Below are 25,885 nucleotides of genomic sequence, written 5' to 3'. Positions count from 1 at the left end.
TTAAAAGAATATAATGATAAAGCAGATTACTACAGTTTAAAACCAGTCGCCACTAAATAAACCTCTCGAGATCTCGCTCTTGAAGAATCGGGTTTTCTAGTTTTAACTGATTTGAATAATTTTCGTACCTCATTGATAAATGACTCGTATTCAGCTCCCATAAAGACTTTAACAATAAAGCTACCGTCTTTAACAAGCACATCACGACACATATCTAATGCCAACTCAACTAAATACATTGACTTAGGTTGATCAATACCAGTATTTCCGCTCATATTGGGCGCCATATCTGATAAAACAACATCAACTTTGTTATCACCAATACGTTGAAGCAATGCATTAAGGACCACCTCTTCTCGGAAGTCACCTTGTAAAAAATCAACACCAGCAATCGAATCCATTGGTAAAATGTCACAAGCAATTACTTTGCCTTTCAACCCTACCTTCTCAACTGCCCATTGCGACCAACTTCCAGGCGCAGCGCCTAAATCGACTACCGTCATGCCTGAGCGTATTAGTTTATCTTTACCGTTTATTTCATCTAATTTAAAAACAGCACGAGATCGTAACCCTTGTTTGTTTGCTTCTTTCACATAGAAATCGTTTACATGCTCATGCATCCACCGTTTAGAACTGCCTGATGCACTTTTTTTAAGACGATTTGTACTGTCTGGTTTTGCCACAATGACTTCCTTAGTGAGCGAATATTAGGATAAATAATAATCTAAATAGTAAAGGTTAATATTTAAGGGTAGAATGAACTGTTTTCAACCCTTAATGAAAGATATTTGCATGAAATTATCAAACAAACAGAAACAATTTTTAAAAGGTTTAGCTCATCCCTTAAAACCAGTTGTATTACTGGGACAAAATGGCTTAACCGAAGGCGTATTAGCTGAGATAGAAAACGCTATTAGTCACCATGAATTAATTAAAGTAAAAATTGCGACCGATGATCGTGACACTAAACAACTTATCATTGATGCAATTGTACGTGAAACTGAAGCGTTAGCGATTGCAAAAATTGGACATATTGTTGTTTTATATCGTCCAAGTGAAGCTAAAAAAATAGAATTACCACGTAAATAATTTTACGTTTTAATCTTATTTTTTTACCAATAAAAAGCCCAGTTTATCTGGGCTTTTTATTGCCCTATTTTATTTTGACAGGTTATACCGCGAAAATAACTTAAGGGATGAATCAAATTAACAAACATATTCTACTTTAATGATATCGTAATCAATCACACCGCCCGGTGTTGTAATTGAAATTTCATCATCTAATTTCTTCCCAATCAAACCACGAGCAATCGGTGAGTTAATTGAAATAAGATTGTTTTTAATATCAGATTCATCATCGCCTACAATTTGGTAGCTTACTTCTTCATCTGTTTCAGCATTAACAATTGTTACCGTTGAACCAAAGATTACTTTACCGTTATTTGCAATTTTGCTGACATCGATAATTTGTGCATTTGATAATTTTGCTTCGATATCTTGAATTCGACCTTCACAAAATCCTTGCTGTTCACGGGCGGCATGGTATTCAGCATTTTCTTTTAAATCGCCATGTTCACGAGCTTCTGCAATAGCATGTACAATCTCAGGACGCTTTACTGTTTTTAACTGCTCTAATTCAGCACGTAAAATACCAGCGCCTTTTGCTGTCATTGGATATTGAGTCATTAACCATCACCTTATTCTGGAAACAATGTTTCACTAACTGTATTTACAAAAGCGCCTATTTTACGCTACTTACTTACATTAGTCATTGATTATAGAAAAAATGCTTTTTGTATTTGAATAAATTTGTTGTGCGACAACTGTTGAGGATTCTTTTCTTATTTCACATAGCGATTCAAAAATAATTTTTAAATTTAAAGGTGAATTATGAGAGGTTGATTGCTGATAAATAGGCATATCGGGGGCATCAGTTTCTAATACGATACTTGTTAATGGTAATTTACTTAAAGCATTGCGTGTTTTATTTGCGCTCGGGTACGTAATAACACCGCCAATACCCAATTTAAAACCTAATTTAATAAATTCATTGGCAATTTCTTCACTTCCTGAAAAGGCATGATAAACCCCACCGTGACTAAATTTGGTTTCTTTTAGTAATTGTAAAACCCGAGACTGGGTTTTAACCACATGCAAAATAACAGGTAAATTCAGGCATTCCGCTATAGCTAATTGTGCTAAAAACACTCTTTCCTGTGTCGCTAGCTCAGTATCAATTAATTTATCCAGACCAATTTCACCTAATGCAACACATCGGTTATTTGATTGTTTAAGGGAGTTAATTAATAACTCTTTCAGTTGCACTAAGTGATTATCTTCAAAGTCAGCTAAAAAATGAGGATGGATCCCTAAAGCAAAATAAAGTGTTTGTTTGTATTCTTTTACAACCGTCTTTTTTTCGACAAGGTCTATGATTTCAGGCCAACGTTTAGCATCGGTTCCTGGAATAATCAGCTTATTGATATTTGTATCACTAAGCGCTGAAAGTAAGTTATCGTGATCTGCTTTGAAGCAATCAAAATTAAAATGACAATGACTATCAATAAACATACATAACCTCTTACTAAAACTAATAAAGTTGAATTTACAGAGCGAGACTAAAGTGGTTATAGAACCATGATGAATCTAAACATTATTAACGAAACTAGTTAATGATGTTTAGACTAAATAACAGCTATAAAAAAAGCGCCCGTAGACGCTTTAATATCCATTTATATATGTCTTTTAATTAGACAAAACGGTTGTTAATTACCAAACAATCACTCTTAATGTTCACGAGTTTTACGGAAACGAACATCAGGGTAACGTTCAATAGCTAAGTTTAAATTAACCATAGTAGGGGCAACATACGTTAAGTTATTACTGCCATCTAATGCTAGGTTATCAAAGGCTTTTTTCTCAAACTCTGCCATTTTGATAGGGTTTTCACAATCAACCCATAAAGCGGTAGCAACACTAATACCTTCATAAATTGCATCTACTTTATATTCAGATTTCAAACGTTGTACAACCACTTCAAACTGAAGTACACCAACCGCTCCAACGATTAAATCATTGCTACGTAATGGACGGAAGACCTGTACCGCACCCTCTTCAGATAGTTGCATTAATCCTTTCAACAATTGTTTTTGTTTTAGAGGATCTTTCAAACGAATACGACGGAACATTTCTGGTGCAAAGTTAGGAATACCTGTGAATTTAAGATCTTCACCGGTAGTAAAGGTGTCACCTATCTGAATGGTACCATGGTTATGTAAACCGATAATATCGCCAGAAAATGACTCTTCAGAAGCAGTACGATCACCGGCCATAAAGGTGACCGCATCGGAAATACTAACCAATTTACCAGTACGAACATGATGCATCTTCATGCCTTTTTCATACTTACCAGAACACACTCGCATAAAGGCAATACGGTCACGATGTTTTGGGTCCATATTCGCTTGAATTTTAAAGATGAAACCAGAGAATGTTTCTTCCGTTGGTTCAACAACACGTTGCACTGTTGCTCTTGGTAGTGGTTTTGGTGCCCATTCAACTAAACCATCTAATACATGGTCAACACCAAAGTTACCTAACGCGGTCCCAAAATAAACCGGCGTCAATTCACCCGCTAAAAACAACTCTTGGTCAAATTCATTAGAAGCCCCTAACACTAGCTCCATTTCTTCACGTAAATCATCAGCGTGATTGGGCAGTGCTTTATCGACTTCTGGATTATCTAACCCTTTGATGATACGAACATCTTGAATGGTATGCCCTTGACCTGATTCGTATAAAATCACTTCATCACGCAAGAGATGATAAACACCTTTAAATTCTTTACCCATGCCGATTGGCCAAGTAATTGGTGCACAAGCAATGTTCAGTACGTCTTCCACTTCATCCATCAAATCTACTGGATCACGTGTATCACGGTCACATTTGTTCATGAAGGTAATAATAGGAGTATCACGTAAACGTGTTACTTCCATTAATTTAATAGTACGTTGCTCTACACCTTTTGCAGCATCAATAACCATTAAACATGAGTCAACGGCCGTTAACGTACGGTAAGTATCTTCCGAGAAGTCTTCATGTCCAGGTGTATCTAACAGATTCACTAAACCATGTTTATATGGAAATTGCATTACAGAAGTGGTGATAGAAATACCACGATCTTTTTCCATTTCCATCCAGTCAGATTTTGCATGTTGACCAGATTTTTTACCTTTTACAGTACCGGCTTTTTGTAATGCGTTCCCGAATAAAAGTACTTTTTCAGTGATTGTTGTTTTACCCGCATCAGGATGAGATATGATTGCGAATGTACGTCTAGAGTTGACTGCTTCTAGGAATTTAGCGTCTGCCATATTTAGTTTTCTCTTTATATGTACACAAATATGCACACAATAGTTTTTCTACGAAATGAGTGATTTATAAATTTGGCAGAACTATAGCAAATTGAGTTAATTAATTCATTTCCTATTATAAACTTCTGCCTCAATAGCATTTAAATAAGCATTGTCATTTAAAAGCTCAGCCTTTACTAGCTGGCACTGGCTAATGCAAGTTTTACCGCAAAACCAACAAAGCCAATACCAACACTCCCCCCAGAAACAGCACTTACTTTTTTACGTTTTCTAAAACTTTCGGCTAATGTTGAACCAGCATAAATTAATACAGCTAGATAAATTAAACTAAATGTTTGAATAGTTAATGCCAGAATCAAAAATGGGATCGCAGGTTGAGGGTAGCTTGGGTCAACAAACTGAGCAAAGAAGGAAAGGAAAAATAAAATCGCTTTTGGATTTAATAAACTAACAAGTAATGCTTTTCGAAAAGCTTGTATGCCAGTAGTCTTTTTTATTTTTATGACTGATTGTAAATTTTTATCGTCTAACTGACGCCATGACTTTATCGCACCTGTAATTAAATTATAACCAATGTAAATCAAATAACCTGCACCAGCATATTTTATAAACATAAAAATCGCTGGGTAAGTTGTAAGAATAGTCACAGCGCCTAAAGCCGTTGCTAAAATCAATAATGAATCACCAATTAAAACTGCAGCAACAGCTGCCCATCCAACGCGACGACCTTGCTGTGCTGAAAGTGCTAATACATATAATGAATTAGGCCCAGGTAATAGGATAACGAATAAAGCACCGATAAAATAAGTGACATAATTAATAACACCAAAAGCTTCCATAATATCTCTGTTTTATTTATTTAAGATAAGTGTTTATATAAAATAAGTATTTGTTAAATATGCATTAAAAATTCAAGTTAACCTATTAATTTCAAACTTTTCAAACTTTTCTTTATAGGTTAAAGCTTTTTATTCTTTAGACGCTAAAGTGTCGACAAAATTAACATACATATTTAATCAACTAAGTCGTCATTGCTATCAAATCCATTAAGCCAAACATAAACCATGGTTTTAATCGGTTTGCCTGTAAAGCCCATTTCAGTAGTATCAGGCCTAGCTAAGCAAGAAGTATAATTTACAGCACCAACACGCGCTAACAATTTATCTTCAATAATGGCACAACATATGTGCCCCGAGAGTAAAAAACCTAAATATCCGAACACTTTATTTACGGTAAATTAAGATCATGTCGTTCAATAAAGTGCTTATAAAGTCTCTCTTTCAACCCTCTATCAAATGCCATAATGCTATTTATCTACTTAACCTTTAAATAAACATCTGGTTGATGTAGTTCCATGAAAAGCTCTGGAGAGTTTAAAGGTGTAAAACCAAATTGTTGATAAAGACCATGCGCATCACTAGTCGCAAGCAACATTCTTCTTAGCCCTTGCAAATCAGGATATTCTATAATCGTTTTCACTAACCATTTACTTATCCCCTTGCCTCTATGTTTTTCTAAAACAAACACATCAGCTAAATAGGCAGAGGTAGCGTAATCAGTGATCATGCGAGCAAAAGCAACTTGCTCTCCTGTATTCGTAAACACACCAAAACATAATGAATTATTGACCGCTTTTTCCATCACTTGCAACGGTATACCTTTGGCCCAATAGGAACTCGAAAGGTAACCGTGTATTACAGATAAATCCATTTCTTTTGGATTTGAACTAATGCTATAGCCGGAAACCATAATAAATCCTTAACAATTAAAAGCTGATACAACATAATCTAAACGTTCAAATAATCATCGTAAAGCTTTACTAAGTTAGTTTTTAGAATCAATTATCTCGTTAGCTAAGCACCTACGGGATACTTATTAAACTTCATTGCTATTTATTAGTATTAATTTATAAAATCGCACTTTTTTAGCGCTAAAACTTTATCTATTCCTATTTAGCATCAATGCTATATTGTAAAAAACTATATTGTAAAAATGATATTTTAAAACATTAGATTCTCTAAAAATTTACTTAAATACAAGGCTAACAACATACTATGTTATTGGAAGGCATTGAAACGTTATTGGCACTTAGCCATGAAAAAACCATGAGTAAAGTGGGCAGTCAGCTTTATATTAGCCAATCAGCGGTCAGTAAACGCATTGCCTTATTAGAAAAGAAACTAGGGAAAAAGCTTATTGTCCCCGATGGACGCCATGTCCGTTTAACCCCTGCTGCAAATGAGCTAATCGCAACTATTGGCCCGACTTTTCAAGAACTGCAAGGTCAAATTTATGAGCAACATGCATTATTAGATAACACCATAATTTCCCTTAATTGTTCAGAAACCTTAGTGGCGGGCTACCTTTCAACTATGATGGGGGAGTATTTCAAACATGACAATGCCATCAGAATCAGTACCGATCATACGCCCAGAATAATTGAAAAAGTACAATCAGGTAAAGCGACTATCGGCTTTTGTGCTGGGCATTTACCTCCTCATCATGGTCTAAAAGCTATTTTTCTTTGGAAAGAACCTTTTGTGTTGGTTAGTCAATTCCCCTTACAAACATTACCCAATCAAGTATTAACTAATGATTTATCAAACCCAGCTAATCGATACCAACTAGATATTCTATCTCAACTGGGCATTGAACCTTTAATGGAAATGGATTCTTACACAGCCTCAGCACAACTAGCTCTGGGCGGAATAGCTCCTGCTTTAGTACCGCTTTCAATTGTTAAAGCGTTAAAGATAGAAACACAATATTGCTTTAGTTTTGCACAGTTACAGCCCTTATTTCGCCCGGTACATTTATGTTTACGTCCTAACACTTACCATAACGAACGCGTTAAAAAATTGCTTGTAGCCATTGAGAATGCTGTTCCCAAAGCAGTTTAATAGCCATCGTCATCGACATAACGATCACTAAAGGCCGAATAATTTTTTGGCCTTTGCCTAACACGACTCTAGCGCCCATTCGAGCACCAATAAAACCACCAACAGCCATTGTTAACCCTAGCTCCCAAATGGGTAACCCAGCGAAAATAAAAAAAGTTAGCGCTGCAATATTTGAAGTGAAATTTAATACTTTAGTGCGTGCAGTTGCAGCCACTAAACCATAACGGCCTAATGCAACAAAACAGACAGTGAAAATAGAACCTGTACCAGGACCTAGAAAGCCATCGTAAAAGCCAACACTTCCACCAATGACAAAAGCAAATGCAGCTTCTGACAGTTTAGGTTTATCATCTGGATGCGGTGTAATTGATGATGAAAAAAGAAAGTAGCTTGAGATTGCAATTAAGATAATAGGGATAATACTCATTAAAACGTCTGCTTTAACATGTTGTACTACTTCTGCCCCTATTCCTGCGCCAACAAAAGTACAAGCAATCGATAACCACATTGTTTTTAGTTGTACTGTGCCCGTACGAATGAAATACCAACTAGCTGAAAAACTACCAAAAGAGCTTTGCAATTTATTGGTCGCTAAAGCTTGAGCAGGCGGAATACCTGCTGCTAGTAATGCTGGAACGGTTAATAACCCTCCTCCGCCAGCCATGGCATCAATAAATCCCGCTAATGTCGCTACAGCTACCAATAACGCCATGATCTCAAATGAGATTTCCATTCTTTTTCCTTAGTAATAATGAATGGCGAGAATATAGCACTGGTATCATTTTGCCATGAGCAAAAGAAAGGAAATCAATATATTCCAATTTTTCATGAGTATCGAATAGATTGTTTATTTTTATCTAATTATTCCATTTAGGTTTATGTATTTATTAATTCGTTACGCTTTAAACAGCAATCGATTTCACTTCCTGTTAAAATAATAAAAATTATTTAATTAAGTGAGTTCCAATGAAATTATTAGTACGCAACCTTGCAAAAGCAACCACAGAAGAAAAGTTACTGACTTTATTTAAAGAGCACGGCAATGTTCAATCTTGTAACCTTGTTTTAGACAAAGATACAGGTTCATCAAAAGGTTTTGCTTTTGTAGAGATGCCAAAAGTAGGCGAAGCAAAAGCGGCAATTAAACAGCTGAATGGTTACAAGTTAGCAGGTAATTTAATACGAGTTAAAAAAGCAGAAGCTAAAAAAGATGCTGAAGAAACAACAGAAGCAGAAGCTAAACCGATTATTAAAGAGAAGAAAGCAACTAAAAAAGCGCCAGTAAAAACTGAAGAAACCTCTGAAATGGCTGATCCTGCAGTCGTTTGGGGTAAGGTAGAAGATTAATAAGTTGGGTTTAGATTTAGTTTTTAAAAGAGGCTATTCTAACTCAGACTTTTCTCGCTTGTTTTTTTCTAACTGAGCTTGCTCTAATTTAGCCGATAATTTAGTCGTATAATACTGGCGAGAAACTGAATCGAATCTATTTAAACAGAGCTGGTATAAACCAGCACTGTTTATTTTTTTGAGGATGGAGAATGCCTTATAGTATTCATCTTCAATTATTTCAACTTGTAGCTGCTTATCAACTTCGCTGCCTAACTTTGTTTCTGTCATCGCTAGTCGATGCATTTCATCATAATAATATGCCATCACTTTATCACCAGATTGAGTTGCTAGTGACTTGCACATATCATAATTTGCTAATGTATTCCCCAGCGCTTTTAACTCTATGTTCTTTTTAACAACATCAGAGGTTTCAGCGTATGTAGACGCGCACAAACAAGATAAAGTGATAACAATTAAATATTTAAACATGGCAACAAAGAAAAAGAGACATCCAGCCTCTTTTTCTACTCCTCAACTTAAGCTAAGGCTTGCTCAAAATCAGCAATCAAATCTACAGTATTTTCAATTCCAATCGAACAACGGATCATATTTTCGCTAATTCCCATCTCTTGACGTAGCTGTAAACCCATTTCGAAATAAATTGTAGGTGCAACAGGCAATGCTAAGGTTCGGTTATCGCCTAAATGCGTTGCACTGATCACTAGATTTAATTTATTTAAAAATTCACAACAATCAATACCTTCAATTAAATCAAAACTTAATAGTGCACCAAAACCACTGAAAAGTTGTTTAGCTCGTTCATGTTGAGGATGATCAGCTAAACCAGGGTAATAAACTTTTGCTATTTTAGGATGCCCATGTAATAACTCAGCTAACGCCATAGTGTTAACCGCTTGACGCTCCATACGTAATTCCATTGTCTCACTACCAACAGAAATAAGATGTGCACCTTGAGAGCTTAAACAAGCCCCCATATCACGCAGGCCTTTTTTCTTGATTTGGCTAATTCCCCACATCTTGCTATCACCTTTACGGTAACCCTCATAGATATTTGGATAGTTTTCCCAATTGAATAACCCCGTATCAGTTACCGAGCCTCCCATTGCATTACCGTGACCTGCAACATACTTAGACAATGAAGTGGTAATCAAACTTGCTTTAACGGTTCTAGCATCAAATAAGTAACTTGATGTAATGGTGTTATCGATAACGTAAACTAAACCTTTTTGTTCACAGAAATCACCGATTTCAACTAACGCACTAACTTGTGTAACTGGGTTTGCAATTGTTTCTACGAAAACCATTTTTGTATTTGGTTTCAATGCAGCAGTAACTTCATTAATATCCGTTGCATCAACTAACGTTACATCAATATCATAACCTTGTAAGGTTGTTAATAAAGAGGTTGTGTTACCAAAAAGAAAACGACTACAAATAAGATGGTCGCCAGATTTTAATAATGTTAGAAATGTAGCAACTATTGCAGACATGCCCGAAGAAAAAACAGCTGTTGCAACACCATTATCCATTTTTTGAATTTTTTTACACAATGCATCCAAAGTGGGTGTTGAAGAACGTGCATAAGCATGTCCTGGCTGGCCTTGGAACACATCAATCAGACCTTGTACATCTTCAAAGCCAAATGGCACAGAATTATGGATTGGTGCATGGACAGCACCAGCTTCTAGACCTAGTTTATGATCTGAATGCACTATTTTTGTCGTAAAACCTAACGCTGTCATTTAAATTCCTTGCTTTTATTCTCAATAATGATCGCTTTGATCTAAAATGTCGTAAATTTAACGTATTATGCCTAATCTAGATGGATTTAGCATTAGGTGTATTAAGGAAATAAATTGAAATCAAATATTTATAGTATTTTGGTTTTTGCAATTGGGTTAACTATTTCATATTTAATTTCAATTCAATTAACTCAAGAAGAAAAATTACTACAACAAGAAAACATTAAAACCGATGTTAAAACAATCAGTTTTAATATTAGAGACAGTATTGAAAATCACGCAGAACAGATCCAATTATTAGTTAATCGTTGGCACTCTATTGATGATATTAATAAAAATTGGCAGGCTGATAGCGATGCTTTAATACGTATCAATCAATTCATAAAAACAATAAAACTATTCCCATTAATAGCAGAAGCGCAGTTTGATTTGCCCGACCATGCTTTAATAACATCAGACAGTGAAATGGCAAGGAAAAGGCAATTACGCGCTCGTAACCATTTACCAATGGATAGTGCAGAAGTTATCTCATCTTTTATTTATGCCAGTCGTGCTTCATATTCACCAGACAATGAAATGGAGATGGAGCTAAATCTACAATTCCCAATTGTGATAGATGAGGTATTAATTGCCTATGTTGAAGCTCCCTTAAATATAAATAAGTTATTACGTTACAAACTAGATACTTATCAAATAACCAACTATTTTGCATTATCTGAAAATGGTATTCCTCTGTTCAGCTTTTTACCTGAGAAGATGCATATTAATAAAATAACAGAGCAATTTACTTTATCTATTTATGGTCAAAACTGGGAGTTGATGATCTGGTCGATTACCTCTCCACACGAAAAAGATTTATTTATAATTTTAACGATCTTAATTTCTTTTCTTGCCGCAATCTCTGTAAAGCTATTAACACTGAATATTGCCTTGTATAAAAAAGATATTGATAATAACGACCAATTAAAACGTGTAGATGATGAATGTAAAAGTAGCCAAGCTAAACTCATTCAATCAAATAAATTGGCTTCATTGGGTGAGATTGCAGCTGGCATCGCGCATGAAATAAACCAACCTTTACAAGTCATCTGTATCCATACAGATATGTGTATGGATAACTTGGGTAGTGGAAATTATCATTTAGTTGAAAATAGCTTTAAAGCGATTATGACTCAAAGTGAACGTATCGAGAAAATTGTTAAGCAAGTAGGAAGTTTTGGACGAGATAGCGAACTTGATAACTATCAGAAAGAAAATCCAAATGATATTTTTAACAATGTTATTTCAATTGTTATCAACCAATATAAACAAGATCAAGTCGAATTAAGGCAAGTCATCCCCCCTTCATTGCCATTATTATTCTGTAATAAGACACAAATAGAACAAGTACTCATTAACCTATTAATAAATGCCAGAGATTCAGTAGAAACCTCTGAGAAGAAAGTTGTGTTCTTTAAGGCCCATGTACAAGATCATAATTTATATATTCAAGTTTCAGACTCAGGGACAGGTATAGATCCCAATAAAGTTAACGATATTTTCACACCTTTTTATACCACTAAACCATTAGGAAAAGGTACAGGATTAGGTTTATCAATTAGCTATTCAATTATTCATCAACATAAGGGTGAAATTAAAGTATCTAGTGAAATTGGTCATGGCAGTATCTTTACAGTGATATTACCATTTGAAAAACGCACAGTGACACGTATTTAGTTATCAACGGCTAAATTGCATGGCAAGCCTAAACTTGTCAGCTTCTGCCTATCTTGTGTTTTGATCAACACTAATACGCAGACATTTATACCAATTATATTAAATATGTTATCTAAATTTTGTGTTGAAAAAACAGTTCAATTCAAGGCGTAAATTGACCCTTTCAAAGATTAACTTTGTTAATCGTCTATCGGAGAATTAACCAAAAGATGTGAATACTTTAATGATTGTTCACTTTACTAAACATCTAACGAAGCAATGAGTTATTTTAACAAGTAAAATAGATCAGTTAATTAGTGGGATTAGTAGGATTAGTAGGATTAGTAGGATTAGTATTACTGGAGAATGCTAAATACCCTATTTGAAGGCACTACAATTAAAAAAGAATGCATATATTAAAGACTCTTAGTTCTAGTTCTACTAAGCTTTTTAATTAATTGATTGTCTAATTTTAATTAAAAACGAAACTGCTGTACTAAGGTTAAAAGTATAATAAAGTATTAATATGAGAGAGTTTTAAACGAGAGTTAATGAAAAGATGTTAATTTTTTTAATGCTGTAATTAAATAGATGTTGTAATTGAATTGATGCTGTAATTATTTTGATGTTGTAATTGAATTGAATTAAAGGTTTATTTATTTCAATTTTGTTTCAGACATAAAAAAAGGCAAGTCATTAACCTACCTTTTTTTCAATCAGAATGAGCAATAAATGCTCATCGAAGCAATATTAAAGAGCTACGATGTTTTCTGCTTGAGGACCTTTTTGACCTTGAGTTACAGTAAACTGTACTTTTTGGCCTTCAGCAAGAGTTTTAAAACCAGTGCTTGCGATAGCAGAGAAATGTGCGAAAACGTCAGGACCGTTTTCTTGCTCGATGAAACCAAAACCTTTAGATTCGTTGAACCATTTAACTGTACCAGTAGTAGTTGACATGTGTATATCCTAATAAATTTGAGTAATTAACCTTAAAAATTAAGGCAGTTGGCTAGAAGTGTTGCTATTACTTATGATGTATAGGATTCGGTACATTAATACGGAACAAAGTACATAAATATAAAACGAACTTTCAAGCTAAAAATTATTATATATAGGTTTAAAAAGGTGTCAATAGCTATTTAACCTAAATATAAAAAAAATGTTAAATATATTAGTAAGCTTAAAATAAACCATTAATTATCAGCAAGTTAAATTAAACATTTAATTTAATGATTAATTAATAAGTTGTTTTTTGCTATATTTAGACTTTAAAATGATGAGGTAAATATGAAAATTTGGATCGATGCTGACGCTTGCCCTGTAGCAGTAAGAGAGATGGTATTAAGAGCAAGTACTAGAACAAAAACCGCAATTATTTTTGTTGCGAACTCCCCTCTTCCGGTTAAAAGAACACCACTAGTTAAAACAATTCAAGTATCTCAAGGCTTTGATGTTGCAGATAATTATATTAGCCAACATGTTGAATTAACTGATCTTGTTATTACCCAGGATATCCCACTTGCAGCAGAACTTGTCGAAAAAGGAGTGATTGCACTTAACCCTCGAGGCGAGTTATACACGGCAGATAATGTAAGACAACGTTTAGCAATGCGCAATCTAGCAGAGGAGTTACGGAGTGTAGGACAAATAAGTGGTGGTCCAAACAAATTTTCCGATAAAGATAAACAAAACTTCGCTAACTCTTTAGATAAATGGCTTCAGAAAGCAAAAAGGTAGGCTTTAAGCCTACCTTTGGTTATTAGCGAGTAAAGAGCTATATAATTCGGGTTTCTGCTTGTAGCTTCTGTAAGCGCGCTTCTTCAGCTTCTTTTTTCTTACGGTTATCACACGGATCTGGACAATCACATTCTTTGTCTATCCCTACTGAAGCGAGTCCACCACAGCTACCGCCAATGGTTTTTTGGTTAACGATATAACCAATAGCCATTGCAACAATAACTAATAAAAAAACAACAAACGTAGCTATAAAATAGATCATCACTTTTCCTCTGCAAAAAATTCTTCAAACTCAGGAGTGAAAGACTCAATGAATCCATCATCTTTTTTGGTCAATAAAAAGACCGGTTGTTTAAGCTTAGTTGCAAATTTTAACCCATTTTCTGGTCCTAATACAGTAATTGCGGTTGCTAATGCATCTGCGACCATACTACTTTTATCAATGACCGTAACTGAGACTAGCTTATGGTTGATTGGACGTCCTGTTTTAGGATCAATCGTATGTGAATAACGAATACCATCTGACTCAAAGTAATTACGGTAATCACCCGAGGTTGCAATTGCATTATCGCCAATATGTAATAAGCGTTGTACATTTTGACCGAACTCAGGACGCTCTACGGCTAATGTCCAAGGTGTATCATTAGGTTTAGTACCATTGGCACTTAACTCTCCACCAATATCGACTAGATAATTTTTAATGCCCTGCTTTGTTAAAAATTCAGCAATGACATCAACACCGTAACCTTTTGCGATAGAAGACAAATCAACATACAATTCAGGTTTACTTTTAATTAAACGATTACCTTCAATCGATAGATATTGACTACCAATTTTTTGTTTAGTATTTTCAATTAATTTAGCATCAGGTACTTTATTAGGCTTTTTATCTGGGCCAAATCCCCACAGGTTAACTAATGGACCAACCGTTATATCGAAAGCTCCATTACTCTGTTGGTAAACCTCAAGCGCTTTTTTAACCACTTTAATCGTTGCATCAGATACTGCTAAAGAGTCTTTACTTTTATTGAATAAAGATAATTCAGAATTTGGGCGATAAGTAGACATTTGGTCATTCACTAATTCTAATTCTTGATCAATTAAAACTTGCAATGACTCAGTTGATAAATCTTTGTTTTTAGACTGTTCACTAGACAATACATAAGTGACTTGATAATAAGTCCCCATGGTTTGCCCCTGAATTTGAAGCAGCTTCGGTTCAGGTTTAGTGCACGATGAAATAAAAAAGGCTAGCCCTATTAAGGCTAGCCATTTAATTGATGATTTAATCATCAGGGTTAACCGCCGAAGTCATCAAGTAAGATATTTTCGTCTTCTACACCTAAATCTTTAAGCATAGCAATAACCGCTGCATTCATCACCGGAGGACCACACATGTAGAACTCACAGTCTTCTGGTGCTTCGTGATCTTTAAGGTAGTTTTCAAATAATACATTATGAATAAACCCAGTGTAACCATCCCAATCATCTTCAGGTTGAGGATCACTTAATGCAACATGCCATTCAAAGTTTTCATTTTCAGCAGCAATTGCATCAAAATCTTCTACGTAGAACATTTCACGTTTAGAACGCGCACCATACCAGAAACTCGCTTTACGCGTTGTTTTCAAACGACGGAATTGATCAAAGATATGTGAACGCATTGGCGCCATGCCAGCACCACCACCAACAAAGACCATTTCATTTTCAGTTTCTTTAGCAAAGAACTCACCAAATGGACCAGAAATAGTGACTTTATCACCCGCTTTTAAGCTAAAGATAAATGATGACATTTTACCACATGGCAAAGACAAATCACGAGGAGGCGGCGTAGCGATACGCACGTTCAACATAATAATACCTTCTTCACCAGGGTAGTTAGCCATTGAGTATGCACGAATAGTTTCTTCGTCAACTTTAGATTCTAAATCAAAGAATTTAAAGTGTTCCCAATCGCCACGGTACTGTTCTTCAATATCAAAATCTTTATATTTGATATGGTGAGCAGGAGCTTCAATTTGAATGTAACCACCGGCTTTAAACGGTACAGATTCACCATCTGGAATTTGCAATTTAAGCTCTTTAATAAAAGTAGCTTCGTTACCATTAGAGATAACTTCACATTCCCATTTTTTAACGCCAAAGATTTCTTCTGGTAATTCAATCACCATGTCTTCTTTAACATTAACCTGACATGATAAACGTTCGCCTTCTTTTGCTTCACGTTTAGTAATGTGGTCAAGCTCAGTAGGTAGAATATCACCACCACCTGATTTGATTTTCACACGACACTGGCCACAAGTACCACCACCGCCACATGCAGAAGAAACAAATACACCAGCATTCGCTAATGCACCTAATAACTTACCGCCTGCTTGGGTATTGATGCTTTTGTCTGCATCATCATTAATAGAAATTGTAATATCACCCGTGCTTACAAGTTTTGCTTTTGCCGATAAAATAATAACGACTAACGCTAAAACGATAATTGTAAACATGGCAACGCCGAGAAAGATTTCCATCGACTTTTTCCTTGTTTTGAGAGGGAATAAATTCCCCCGAATTCATCTACGCTAAAACAGCAACGATTACAGTTGGATACCAGAAAATGACATAAAACCTAATGCCATTAGACCCGCTGTAATAAATGTAATACCTAACCCACGTAAACCATCTGGTACGTCAGAGTATTTCATTTTTTCGCGGATACCTGCTAATGCAACAATCGCTAGCGTCCAACCAATACCACTACCTACACCATAAACCGCTGACTCAAGTAAGTTGTACTCACGTTGAACCATAAACGCAACACCACCAAAGATGGCACAGTTAACAGTAATAAGAGGCAGGAAAATACCAAGTGCTTGATACAAAGCAGGAAAATATTTATCTAATATCATTTCCAAAATTTGTACCAACGCAGCAATAACACCAATGAAGGTGATAAAGCCTAAGAAGCTTAAATCAGCGTCAGGAAAACCTGCCCAATCAAGCGCACCAGGTGCTAATAGGTTAAAGTAGATAATTTGGTTAGCAGGTACTGAAATACCTAATACCACGATTACCGCTACCCCAAGACCCATTGATGTTTTAACTTTCTTAGAAACAGCAAGGAAAGTACACATGCCTAAGAAGAAAGCCAGTGCCATATTTTCAATGAAAATAGAACGCACAAATAAACTAAGATAATGTTCCATTCAAATTACTCCTTAGGCTCGACTTGTTCTGGTTTAATTGTTCGAATTGCCCAAATAACGCCACCAATAATAAAGAAGGCACTAGGAGGAAGTAATAATAAACCATTACTTTGGTACCAACCGCCATTTGAGATCAACGGTAAGATTTCGATGCCGAATAAAGCACCTGAACCAAACAGCTCACGAACAGCACCCACTAAAACAAGAATTAGACCGTAACCTAAACCATTACCTATACCATCCATAAAGCTTGGGAAAGGCTTGTTTTTCATTGCAAATGCTTCAGCACGTCCCATTACAATACAGTTTGTAATGATCAGACCAACATAAACAGATAACTGTTTAGAAATACCAAAAGCAAATGCTTTTAATGCTTGGTCTACCACGATTACTAACGAGGCAATAATGGCCATCTGTACGATGATACGCACACTGTTAGGAATGTAGTTACGTATTGACGAAATAAATAAGTTAGAGAACGCTGTAACAAACAACACCGCTAACGTCATTACCACTGCATTTTGTAATGTTGCAGTTACCGCTAAAGCAGAACACACACCTAAGATTTGCAATGCAATAGGGTTATTACTTACTATCGGAGAAGTTAATACTTCTTTTAATTCACTTGATTTAGCCATTGTTTAGCGCTCCTTCACGAACTTTGCTAAGAAATGGACCAAACCCTTGCTCACCTAACCAGAAAGTGAAGGTATGCTCTACACCAATGCTTGTTAGTGTAGCGCCAGATAGCCCATCTATTTCATGTTTAGAACCAGCAGTAGCTTGTCCTTTAACAATTTGAATAGCAGGGTTGCCGTCAGCATCAAATAACTCTTTGCCAACAAACAGTCCGCGCCAGCGAGGATTTTCAACTTCACCACCTAGTCCAGGTGTTTCACCTTGCTCATAGTAAGTGATAGCATCAATTGTATTGCCATCTGGTTGTACAGCAACAAAAGCATACATTGTTGACCATAAACCAGCACCGTGAATAGGTAAAATGATACGTTGTAATTCGCCATTATCATCAGATACCAAGTAAACCGTTGCTAAATTAGCACGACGTCCAATTTTAGCGACGTTTTGGTCAGGTGTTAATTTAACACTTGTTTCTGGATCTTTTGACGCTTTACGTTGATCGTATTTAGCAATTTCACTTGCGCTAAGATTGGTTACAAATTCACCCGTATCTAAATCAACTAATTTAGTTTGAATGTTAGATGCAAAAACCTCTGCCGTTGTTTTATCAGTCGTTAAGCCAGCAACAGCAAGAATATTATTTTGCTTATCAATCTTTTTATTTTCGATTTGCATTGGACGTAAGCCAACTGCCGCCCCAGCTACAATAATTGAACAGACTAGACAAACCGCCAGTACAACAAGTATTGTTTTGCCGAATGTTTCCTGTTGATTAGACATTACGCGCTAACCTCCGTTTAATATTGCCTTGTACCACAAAGTAATCGAATAACGGTGCAAATAAGTTAGCGAATAAAATAGCTAACATCATACCTTCAGGGAAGGCTGGATTTACAACACGAATTAATACCACCATTAAACCGATCAAACCGCCGTAATACCATTTACCTTTATTAGTAAATGAAGCTGATACGGGGTCAGTTGCCATGAAGATCATACCAAAGGCAAAACCACCCATTACTAAATGCCAATACCAAGGTAGTTGGAACATATGGTTAGTATCACTACCAATCACATTAAATAGCAACGAAGTTGCAACCATACCAATCATCACCCCGGCAATAATCCGCCATGAAGCGATCCCCGTAATGACAATAAAGGCACCACCAATCAAAATAGCTAACGTAGAAACTTCACCTACACTACCTTGCATATTACCAATGAAAGCATCCATCCAAGATAAGTTAGCTTGTACAGCGTCTAGGCCACCTTGAGACATAACACTTAACGATGTTGCGCCAGAAAAACCATCAACGGCAGTCCAAACAGCATCACCAGAAATATCAGTAGGGTAAGCAAAGAATAAGAAAGCACGACCAGCTAATGCAGGGTTTAAGAAGTTACGGCCAGTACCACCAAAGATTTCTTTAGCAACAACAACACCAAACGTAATACCTAATGCAACTTGCCATAATGGAATAGTAGCTGGAACGATTAACGCAAATAATACAGAAGAAACAAAGAAACCTTCATTTACTTCATGTTTACGTACGCTCGCAAATAATACTTCCCAGAAACCACCAACAATAAACGTCACTGCATAGATAGGTAAGAAGTAAACAGCACCGAATAACAAGTTATCGAAGATACCTGCACCAGAGCCTAGCGTTACACCTAGCATATCTAATAATGCAACTCGCCAGCTTTCTATTGCAGAGTAACCAGCTACAATTGCATCATTAGCTTGTACACCTGTGTTATACATACCGTAAAACATCGCAGGAAACGTTGCTAACCAAACAAAAATCATCATGCGTTTAAGGTCAATACTATCGCGAACGTGAGTAATTCCTTTGGTCACATAACCAGGGGTATAGAAAAATGTTGCTGCAGCTTCATACAGAGCGTACCATTTTTCATAACGGCCCCCTGATTCGAAATGCGGTTCCATTTTTTCAATTAAGTTCTTAAGACTCATTATTAGCCTTCCTTCTCAATTTTACTTAGACATTCGCGCAAGATTGAACCGTATTCATATTTGCCTGGGCAAGCATAAGTACATAGTGCTAAATCTTCTTCATCTAATTCTAGGCAACCTAACGTCTGTGCACCATCTGTATCGCCTACGATCAAATCACGTAATAATACAGTTGGTAAAATATCTAATGGCATAACTCGTTCATATTGACCGATTGGCACCATCGCACGCTTACTACCACCAGTAGTGGTAGTGAACGCAAATTTTTTCGCACGATTTAACGCAGATAAAAATACACGAGAGACAGAATGTTTATTTAAACCAGGCGCTCCCCAGCCAAATAACTCTTTCTCGTAACCTTCAACTAGTGCTGACACTTGATTATGGTAGCGACCTAAAAATGCGTGTGGGCCTGAAGCCGTTACACCACATAATACTGATCCAGAAATCACACGAACTTGTCCTGCGATTAATTCACCAGCGGTTAGCTGTGTTATTGAAGCCCCAATTTTAGTACGAACTAAACGAGGTTTTGAAACAGCAGGTCCTGCGATAGAAATAACTTTATCGCTATAAACTTCACCCGTTGTGAATAATTGACCAAATGCAATCACATCTTGGTAATTAATCGACCAAACTTGTTTCGTTGCAGAAACAGGATCAACAAAGTGAATATGTGTTCCAGCTAAACCAGCAGGATGAACACCCGCAAAGATTTTTTCTTCAACGCTTGCTACATCAGATGTAGGTAATGCAGCTTGTCCTTTACAGACGTAAACTTTACCGTCAGTTAGCTGTGATAACACCGCTAATCCATCAGTGAAAGCTTGCTGGTTTTCATTAATGATAACCGTCGCGTCTGCCGCTAATGGATTGGTATCCATCGCCGTTACAAAAATAGAAGCTGGTATTGCATCAATTGCAGGAATTTTACTAAATGGACGCGTGCGGAATGCAGTCCATGTACCAGACTCGACTAAGTTTTCAACCACTTTGCTTCGTTCAAGGCTTGCTAATTGCTTGCTCTCATACTTAGCAAATTGCACACTTTCATTGCCTTGCACTGAGATAACAACTGATTGCAGCACACGTTTAGCACCACGGTTTATTTCTTTAACTATACCAGTCGCTGGAGCAGTAAAATGCACACCTTCATTTTTCTTATCAGAAAATAGAACTTGGCCTTTTTTTACGCTATCGCCGACTTTGACAGCCATTGATGGACGCATTCCAACGTATTCTTCACCCAGTATAGCAACTTCAGAAATGGCGGGACCATTTTGAATGACTTGCTCTGGCGCTCCTGAGATGGGGAGATCCAGTCCTTTTTTTATAGTAATCATATTCTCTTGCACTATAGTTACGGGAGGAAAGTTAAATGCCTTTCGGCAATAAAACATTGCATGTAATAGATCGGAATTAACAATCGATTAACATGTACACTAAAAAATTCTGACAAATATTAACATTAGAGAGGGGTTAATTGCTATATCAAATGAAAAGCTAACCGAAGTAAGTTCAAATTTAATAAAAAATAAAACAAAGCTCACAAATGCAATTAACATTTTAATAACCCTACTTTACTGTGAATTTTCTCTCTTTAAAAATACTAGCCTTTACCACCACCTAAACATTTCGCTGAATCAGGAGAAATCTGATTTTTTTCAGCCCATTGTGTCGGTGTATAAGTATGCATAGCTAACGCGTGTACAGGGCCAGCTAGCTCTTCCGAAAGCAAATCATTAATCAAACGATGACGCATAATTAATCGTAAGCCTTCAAACTCTTCACAAACAATTGTCACTTTAAAATGTGTTTCAGAATTTGCAGGGACAGAATGGTTGTGACTTTCATTTTCTACAGTTAAAAATTCAGCTTTAAAACGTTGCTTTAGTTTATCTTGGATAGTTTGTTGAACAATCATATTGCCTCAAATTAAGATAGGGGTTAATAATCAAAAAAGTGGTTAAACGCAGTTTGAAGTTGCCAGAAAATGATTGGCAACCAGACACTGAAAGAGAATACTTAATACAGTGTTGTTAATTTTTATTTACAATAACAAAGCAATGAAATTTACGATACACTCTTTTTAAGTTTGTTTCCATGCAACAACATGTAACAAAACTATTAAATAATATCATTTCTATTAATAAAAAGGTTATTCGTGTCCGATTCATCCGATCTGAGTGTTGGCCTTACGGCGACTTTCCCTTGTTCTTATTTAGAAAATAAAGAAGAACAGTTAATTATGTTAGTCGATCCTGAAAATAATGCACAAAAAAATTATCCTGCATTAATGTCGATAGGATTTAGACGTAGTGGCGATCAAGTTTATCGCCCACATTGTCCTGACTGTAATAACTGTGAATCATTGCGTATTAAAAGTAACCATTTTATTTTATCTAAAAGTCAAAAACGTTTAGTAAATAAAAATAAACATTTTACGACAGTAAAAAGTACAATAGCGAAAGCTAACTATTATTCACTTTATGAACGTTATATTAATCAAATACATAAAGATGGCGTCATGTACCCTGCTCGCTTAGAACAGTTTGAATCGTTTATTGCCTGTAGCTGGGGCGATATTATTTTTATCGAAGTGTATGATAATGATAAATTAATATCTGTTAGTGTCACTGATCAGTTAAAAACAGAGACATCATCAGCGTGGAGTGCTTTTTATTGCTTTTATGACCCTGATTACCAAGCTCATTCATTAGGGAAATATGCGGTTTTACAGCAACTTCATTTAGCTAAACAAGAAAAAATAGAATTTTTATATTTAGGTTATTACATTCATAATTGTCAAAAAATGAATTACAAAAACCAATTTAATCCACATCAACGCTTTATAAACCAGCAATGGGCGGCATTTGATTAGCTTTTTAGTTTGATTAATGAGCAACAATCCTTTACCACTTCCAATTATTCTGGCATTATGCGCCGATTGAAACTAGCACTACTTACCTATACAAAGGATCCATCGCCAATGGCAAAAGAAGACAGTATTGAAATGCAAGGCACTATCTTAGATACGTTGCCTAATACAATGTTCCGTGTGGAATTAGAAAACGGTCACGTTGTTACTGCACATATCTCAGGAAAAATGCGTAAAAACTATATCCGTATTCTAACTGGCGATAAAGTGACAGTTCAGCTTACACCTTACGACTTATCAAAAGGTCGCATTGTTTTCCGTGCTCGTTAATTAGCCGGTAACAAAAAATTCGGCTTTTATTAGCCATAAAAAAACCAGCAACTCAGCTGGTTTTTTTATACCCATTTTTGAGGGTATTTTATTAGAAATAAGATCAATCAATTAAAACCCCATATTCACTTTATTGGTGTCATTAAAATTTTAGCGCTAATGCTTAGCGCTTTAACTCTAAAACCTTGAATATGGCGCTTTAATAGAACCCAATACTAACGACTCATTTCTAATTTTTTCTCATACTTAAAATCAATACCATCACCGGCAGCATTCAATAGTACGCTAACACTACCGCCATTTTGTAAACCACCAAATAGTATTTCATTCGCTAATGGTTTTTTCAGTTTTTCTTGAATCAAACGCCCCATTGGTCGAGCGCCCATTGCTTTATCATAACCATGTTCAGCTAACCAATCACGTGCATTACTATCCACTTCTAATGACACTTGTTTTTTATCTAGCTGTACTTGTAGCTGTACAATAAACTTATCGACGACTTGGCTGATCACTTTTAAGTCTAAATGGTTAAACCAAATGATATTATCAAGACGGTTTCTAAACTCAGGAGAGAATATTTTATTAATCTCATCCATCGCTTTAGCGCCCTCTTTCTGCTCTTTAAAACCAATGCTTTGTTTAACTGTTTCTTGAACACCTGCATTAGTTGTCATTACAAGAATCACATTTCTGAAATCAACTTTACGACCATTACTATCAGTTAATGTTGCGTGATCCATAACCTGCAGAAGAATGTTATACACATCGGAATGCGCTTTTTCGATTTCATCTAACAACACAACAGAATAGGGATGTTTAACCACCGCATCCGTTAACAAACCAGCTTGCTCATAACCAACATAACCAGGAGGGGCACCAATCAAACGAGAAACCGTATGTTTTTCCATGTACTCAGACATATCAAAACGTAACAGCTCCACTCCCAATGCTTTCGCTAGTTGCTGAGTGACCTCTGTTTTACCAACCCCCGTTGGACCAGCAAACAAAAATGAACCAACCGGTTTAAGTTCGTCAGATAACCCTGAACGATTTAAATGTATTGCATCAGTTAAGGCATCAATCGCTGTATCTTGGCCAAATACCGTCATTTTCAGACGTTGATGTAATTTAGCCAGTGCATCTTTATCTGTATTGGATACCGACTTCTCTGGAATACGTGCAATCTTAGCAATAATGCTTTCGATTTCAGACACACCAATGGTTTTCTTACGTTTACTAACCGGCAACAAACGCATTTGCGAGCCCGCTTCATCAATCACGTCAATCGCTTTATCAGGTAAATGACGATCATTAATATATTTAGCACTTAGCTCAGCAGCCGCCACCAATGCTTTATTGGTATAACGAATATTATGGTGTTCTTCATAACGAGAACGTAAGCCTAATAGAATTTGGCTTGTTTCTTTTACTGACGGTTCCAATACATCAATCTTTTGGAAGCGTCGTGCTAACGCATGCTCTTTCTCAAATATTTGCCCAAACTCTTTATAAGTGGTCGAGCCAATACACCTTAATTCACCACCAGTTAATAATGGTTTTAAAAGATTAGCCGCATCTAATTGACCTCCCGTTGCTGCACCGGCACCGATAATGGTGTGGATTTCATCAATAAATAAAATTGCATTTTTCTGATCTTTTAATTTGTTGAGCACCGTTTTAAAACGTTGTTCGAACTCGCCACGGTATTTTGTTCCAGCTAATAACGCCCCCATATCCAGAGAGTAGATAATATTATCTTCAATCACATCAGGCACATTATTATTAACGATTTGATAAGCTAACCCTTCAGCAATAGCAGTCTTACCAACGCCAGATTCCCCTACTAACAACGGATTATTTTTACGGCGACGACACAAGATTTGCACGCAACGTTCAAGTTCTTTTTCCCGTCCAATTAAGGGATCTATTTTTCCCGCTATAACCTGTTCATTAAGGTTGACGGTAAATGGCATTTCATCGTTTTCTTCGACTTTAGCTTCAACAGGCTCTGGTTCATGAAATGAAATAGAATCAGGGTGTTTTTCCATGCCATGAGAAATATAATTAACAACATCCAAACGTGACAAACTAGATTTTTTCAAGAAGTAAGCAGCTTGAGATTCTTGTTCACTAAAAATAGCCACCAGCACATTTGACGCACTGACTTCTGTTTTCCCTGATGATTGCACATGAAAAATAGCACGCTGTAAAACACGTTCAAAGGCAATGGTTGGTTGGACTTCTAACTTCTCATTTTTAATTTCAGAAAGGCTAGGATTAGTGTCTAAAAACTCACTTAATTCAATGTGAAGAGATACGATATCCACAGAACAAGCTGAAAGAATTTTCTTTATTTCATCGTTTTCTAACAATGCTAATAACAGATGTTCTAATGTCATAAATTCATTGCTTTTTTCGTAGGCAATGCGGAAGGCTAAATCAAGGCTATGTTCTAAAGGTTTATCTAGCATGGAGACTCCTTATGAGAGTAAAAATAAAATAACGTGATTATGGTTAACTCTCTTTTTCCATCGTACATTTTAATGGGTGTTCATTTTCTTTTGCATATTGAATAACTTGCATCACTTTTGTTTCTGCGATCTCTGCACTAAATGTACCGCAAACACCGACACCTTTATAGTGCACATTAAGCATGACTTCAGTTGCTGCTTCATGATCTAGTCGAAAAAAACGTTGCAGCACATCAATAACAAAATCCATTGGCGAATAATCATCATTATGTAATAAAACGTTATACATAGATGGCGGCACTAATTTTGTTTCTTGGGATTCGATTGTTTCCGATTCATTTCCCGTTTTTGGAGAATTTTGATCACTCATTTTTTAGTTTAGTCTTCATTAATAAAGTTACTGAAATTGTTCGCATAATGTTCTTATTATGTGATTAGCATTGTAAAAGCATAGTGTTAGCCATATTTTTAAGCAGTAAAACGGGTCATTTAATCAACCTAAATAACCACAATACTCAATCCTAGAGTAAAGCTTAACTTTCCAATGTGCAATCCGCTGTAACAAAAAAGCCATAACCATGTGAAGCAATCATTA

29 protein-coding genes are annotated in these 25,885 nt (G+C 36.0%); 7 read left to right on the top strand and 22 right to left on the bottom strand.

The window, feature by feature from the left end; genetic code table 11:
* Positions 1–29: 29 nt before the first annotated feature.
* Positions 30–683, bottom strand: a complete 654-nt coding sequence (rlmE, locus tag GQR59_RS03355; protein ID WP_160060706.1) for a 23S rRNA (uridine(2552)-2'-O)-methyltransferase RlmE — start codon at positions 681–683, stop codon at positions 30–32.
* A gap of 109 nt (positions 684–792) precedes the next feature.
* Between rlmE and yhbY the strand changes: the two genes are divergently transcribed.
* Positions 793–1,089, top strand: coding sequence for a ribosome assembly RNA-binding protein YhbY (gene yhbY / locus GQR59_RS03350; protein WP_160060705.1), 297 nt, complete (start codon positions 793–795; stop codon positions 1,087–1,089).
* A 117-nt stretch (positions 1,090–1,206) separates the two neighbouring features.
* Here the strand turns inward: yhbY and greA are convergent, their stop codons facing one another.
* The 6 genes from greA to GQR59_RS03320 all read right to left on the bottom strand — a co-directional run bounded on the left by greA (position 1,207) and on the right by GQR59_RS03320 (position 6,122).
* Positions 1,207–1,686, bottom strand: a complete 480-nt coding sequence (gene greA, locus GQR59_RS03345) for a transcription elongation factor GreA (protein ID WP_160060704.1) — start codon at positions 1,684–1,686, stop codon at positions 1,207–1,209.
* A 78-nt stretch (positions 1,687–1,764) separates the two neighbouring features.
* On the bottom strand, positions 1,765–2,571 hold the full coding sequence (locus tag GQR59_RS03340) for a TatD family hydrolase (protein WP_160060703.1): 807 nt from the start codon (positions 2,569–2,571) through the stop codon (positions 1,765–1,767).
* A gap of 215 nt (positions 2,572–2,786) precedes the next feature.
* On the bottom strand, positions 2,787–4,373 hold the full coding sequence (gene prfC, locus GQR59_RS03335; RefSeq protein ID WP_160060702.1) for a peptide chain release factor 3: 1,587 nt from the start codon (positions 4,371–4,373) through the stop codon (positions 2,787–2,789).
* Between the two features lie 176 nt (positions 4,374–4,549).
* Positions 4,550–5,212: a leucine efflux protein LeuE gene (gene leuE, locus GQR59_RS03330; protein ID WP_160060701.1), complete on the bottom strand. Its 663-nt coding sequence runs from the start codon at positions 5,210–5,212 to the stop codon at positions 4,550–4,552.
* A 173-nt stretch (positions 5,213–5,385) separates the two neighbouring features.
* Entirely contained in the window at positions 5,386–5,595 is a 210-nt protein-coding gene (locus GQR59_RS18595) for a hypothetical protein (RefSeq protein ID WP_236546634.1), read from the bottom strand.
* A 92-nt stretch (positions 5,596–5,687) separates the two neighbouring features.
* On the bottom strand, positions 5,688–6,122 hold the full coding sequence (locus GQR59_RS03320; RefSeq protein ID WP_160060700.1) for a GNAT family N-acetyltransferase: 435 nt from the start codon (positions 6,120–6,122) through the stop codon (positions 5,688–5,690).
* 305 nt (positions 6,123–6,427) lie between these two features.
* Between GQR59_RS03320 and GQR59_RS03315 the strand changes: the two genes are divergently transcribed.
* Positions 6,428–7,273, top strand: coding sequence for a LysR family transcriptional regulator (locus tag GQR59_RS03315; RefSeq protein WP_160060699.1), 846 nt, complete (start codon positions 6,428–6,430; stop codon positions 7,271–7,273).
* Here the strand turns inward: GQR59_RS03315 and GQR59_RS03310 are convergent.
* Positions 7,224–8,006, bottom strand: a complete 783-nt coding sequence (locus GQR59_RS03310) for a TSUP family transporter (RefSeq protein ID WP_160060698.1) — start codon at positions 8,004–8,006, stop codon at positions 7,224–7,226. The genes GQR59_RS03315 and GQR59_RS03310 overlap by 50 nt on opposite strands.
* 233 nt (positions 8,007–8,239) lie before the next feature.
* Here GQR59_RS03310 and GQR59_RS03305 point away from each other — a divergent pair, with 233 nt between their 5' ends.
* Positions 8,240–8,620 (top strand): RNA recognition motif domain-containing protein, encoded by a 381-nt coding sequence (locus GQR59_RS03305; protein WP_160060697.1) that lies wholly within the window; start codon positions 8,240–8,242, stop codon positions 8,618–8,620.
* 33 nt (positions 8,621–8,653) lie between these two features.
* On the opposite strand, the gene GQR59_RS03300 is transcribed toward GQR59_RS03305, so the two are convergent.
* The gene (locus tag GQR59_RS03300) at positions 8,654–8,965 is read right to left on the bottom strand and encodes a hypothetical protein (RefSeq protein WP_160060696.1); all 312 of its coding nucleotides are present in this window, start codon (positions 8,963–8,965) and stop codon (positions 8,654–8,656) included.
* 173 nt (positions 8,966–9,138) lie between these two features.
* Positions 9,139–10,365 (bottom strand): cystathionine gamma-synthase family protein, encoded by a 1,227-nt coding sequence (locus tag GQR59_RS03295; RefSeq protein WP_160060695.1) that lies wholly within the window; start codon positions 10,363–10,365, stop codon positions 9,139–9,141.
* Positions 10,366–10,479: 114 nt separating this feature from the next.
* Here GQR59_RS03295 and GQR59_RS03290 point away from each other — a divergent pair, with 114 nt between their 5' ends.
* A complete protein-coding gene (locus GQR59_RS03290) occupies positions 10,480–12,081 on the top strand; it encodes a sensor histidine kinase (RefSeq protein WP_160060694.1) in 1,602 nt (533 codons plus the stop codon).
* A gap of 729 nt (positions 12,082–12,810) precedes the next feature.
* Here GQR59_RS03290 and cspE read toward each other — a convergent pair.
* On the bottom strand, positions 12,811–13,017 hold the full coding sequence (gene cspE, locus GQR59_RS03285; protein WP_019613006.1) for a transcription antiterminator/RNA stability regulator CspE: 207 nt from the start codon (positions 13,015–13,017) through the stop codon (positions 12,811–12,813).
* Positions 13,018–13,347: 330 nt separating this feature from the next.
* Here cspE and GQR59_RS03280 point away from each other — a divergent pair, with 330 nt between their 5' ends.
* Complete coding sequence (locus GQR59_RS03280; protein WP_160060693.1) at positions 13,348–13,797, top strand: YaiI/YqxD family protein; 450 nt, start codon at positions 13,348–13,350, stop codon at positions 13,795–13,797.
* A gap of 37 nt (positions 13,798–13,834) precedes the next feature.
* Here the strand turns inward: GQR59_RS03280 and nqrM are convergent, their stop codons facing one another.
* The 9 genes from nqrM to GQR59_RS03235 form a co-directional block, all read right to left on the bottom strand.
* Complete coding sequence (gene nqrM / locus GQR59_RS03275; RefSeq protein WP_160060692.1) at positions 13,835–14,059, bottom strand: (Na+)-NQR maturation NqrM; 225 nt, start codon at positions 14,057–14,059, stop codon at positions 13,835–13,837.
* A complete protein-coding gene (locus GQR59_RS03270) occupies positions 14,059–14,985 on the bottom strand; it encodes an FAD:protein FMN transferase (protein WP_328600577.1) in 927 nt (308 codons plus the stop codon). The genes nqrM and GQR59_RS03270 overlap by 1 nt, the downstream gene beginning before the upstream one ends.
* A 110-nt stretch (positions 14,986–15,095) precedes the next feature.
* The gene (nqrF, locus tag GQR59_RS03265; protein WP_160060690.1) at positions 15,096–16,319 is read right to left on the bottom strand and encodes an NADH:ubiquinone reductase (Na(+)-transporting) subunit F; all 1,224 of its coding nucleotides are present in this window, start codon (positions 16,317–16,319) and stop codon (positions 15,096–15,098) included.
* 66 nt (positions 16,320–16,385) lie between these two features.
* The gene (gene nqrE, locus GQR59_RS03260; RefSeq protein WP_160060689.1) at positions 16,386–16,994 is read right to left on the bottom strand and encodes an NADH:ubiquinone reductase (Na(+)-transporting) subunit E; all 609 of its coding nucleotides are present in this window, start codon (positions 16,992–16,994) and stop codon (positions 16,386–16,388) included.
* 5 nt (positions 16,995–16,999) lie between these two features.
* The gene (locus tag GQR59_RS03255) at positions 17,000–17,632 is read right to left on the bottom strand and encodes an NADH:ubiquinone reductase (Na(+)-transporting) subunit D (RefSeq protein WP_160060688.1); all 633 of its coding nucleotides are present in this window, start codon (positions 17,630–17,632) and stop codon (positions 17,000–17,002) included.
* Entirely contained in the window at positions 17,625–18,413 is a 789-nt protein-coding gene (locus GQR59_RS03250; RefSeq protein WP_160060687.1) for a Na(+)-translocating NADH-quinone reductase subunit C, read from the bottom strand. Before GQR59_RS03250 ends, GQR59_RS03255 begins: the two co-directional genes overlap by 8 nt.
* A complete protein-coding gene (locus GQR59_RS03245; RefSeq protein ID WP_160060686.1) occupies positions 18,406–19,611 on the bottom strand; it encodes an NADH:ubiquinone reductase (Na(+)-transporting) subunit B in 1,206 nt (401 codons plus the stop codon). The genes GQR59_RS03250 and GQR59_RS03245 overlap by 8 nt, the downstream gene beginning before the upstream one ends.
* Positions 19,612–19,613: 2 nt before the next feature.
* A complete protein-coding gene (locus tag GQR59_RS03240) occupies positions 19,614–20,954 on the bottom strand; it encodes a Na(+)-translocating NADH-quinone reductase subunit A (RefSeq protein ID WP_160060685.1) in 1,341 nt (446 codons plus the stop codon).
* Positions 20,955–21,220: 266 nt separating this feature from the next.
* Positions 21,221–21,535: a BolA family protein gene (locus GQR59_RS03235; RefSeq protein ID WP_201288009.1), complete on the bottom strand. Its 315-nt coding sequence runs from the start codon at positions 21,533–21,535 to the stop codon at positions 21,221–21,223.
* A gap of 240 nt (positions 21,536–21,775) precedes the next feature.
* Between GQR59_RS03235 and GQR59_RS03230 the strand changes: the two genes are divergently transcribed.
* Positions 21,776–22,492, top strand: a complete 717-nt coding sequence (locus tag GQR59_RS03230; RefSeq protein WP_160060684.1) for an arginyltransferase — start codon at positions 21,776–21,778, stop codon at positions 22,490–22,492.
* 108 nt (positions 22,493–22,600) lie between these two features.
* On the top strand, positions 22,601–22,819 hold the full coding sequence (gene infA, locus GQR59_RS03225; protein WP_007419779.1) for a translation initiation factor IF-1: 219 nt from the start codon (positions 22,601–22,603) through the stop codon (positions 22,817–22,819).
* Between the two features lie 215 nt (positions 22,820–23,034).
* Here the strand turns inward: infA and clpA are convergent, their stop codons facing one another.
* Together clpA and clpS are read right to left on the bottom strand one after the other, a co-directional pair.
* Complete coding sequence (gene clpA / locus GQR59_RS03220; RefSeq protein WP_160060683.1) at positions 23,035–25,290, bottom strand: ATP-dependent Clp protease ATP-binding subunit ClpA; 2,256 nt, start codon at positions 25,288–25,290, stop codon at positions 23,035–23,037.
* 43 nt (positions 25,291–25,333) lie between these two features.
* Complete coding sequence (clpS, locus tag GQR59_RS03215; protein ID WP_160060682.1) at positions 25,334–25,660, bottom strand: ATP-dependent Clp protease adapter ClpS; 327 nt, start codon at positions 25,658–25,660, stop codon at positions 25,334–25,336.
* Positions 25,661–25,885: the final 225 nt, after the last annotated feature.

Origin of the sequence: Psychromonas sp. L1A2, from assembly GCF_009828855.1 — a bacterium.
GTDB lineage: Bacteria > Pseudomonadota > Gammaproteobacteria > Enterobacterales > Psychromonadaceae > Psychromonas.
Note: the sequence above shows the minus strand (reverse complement) of the source record. Positions and strands in the feature narration are given on the sequence as shown.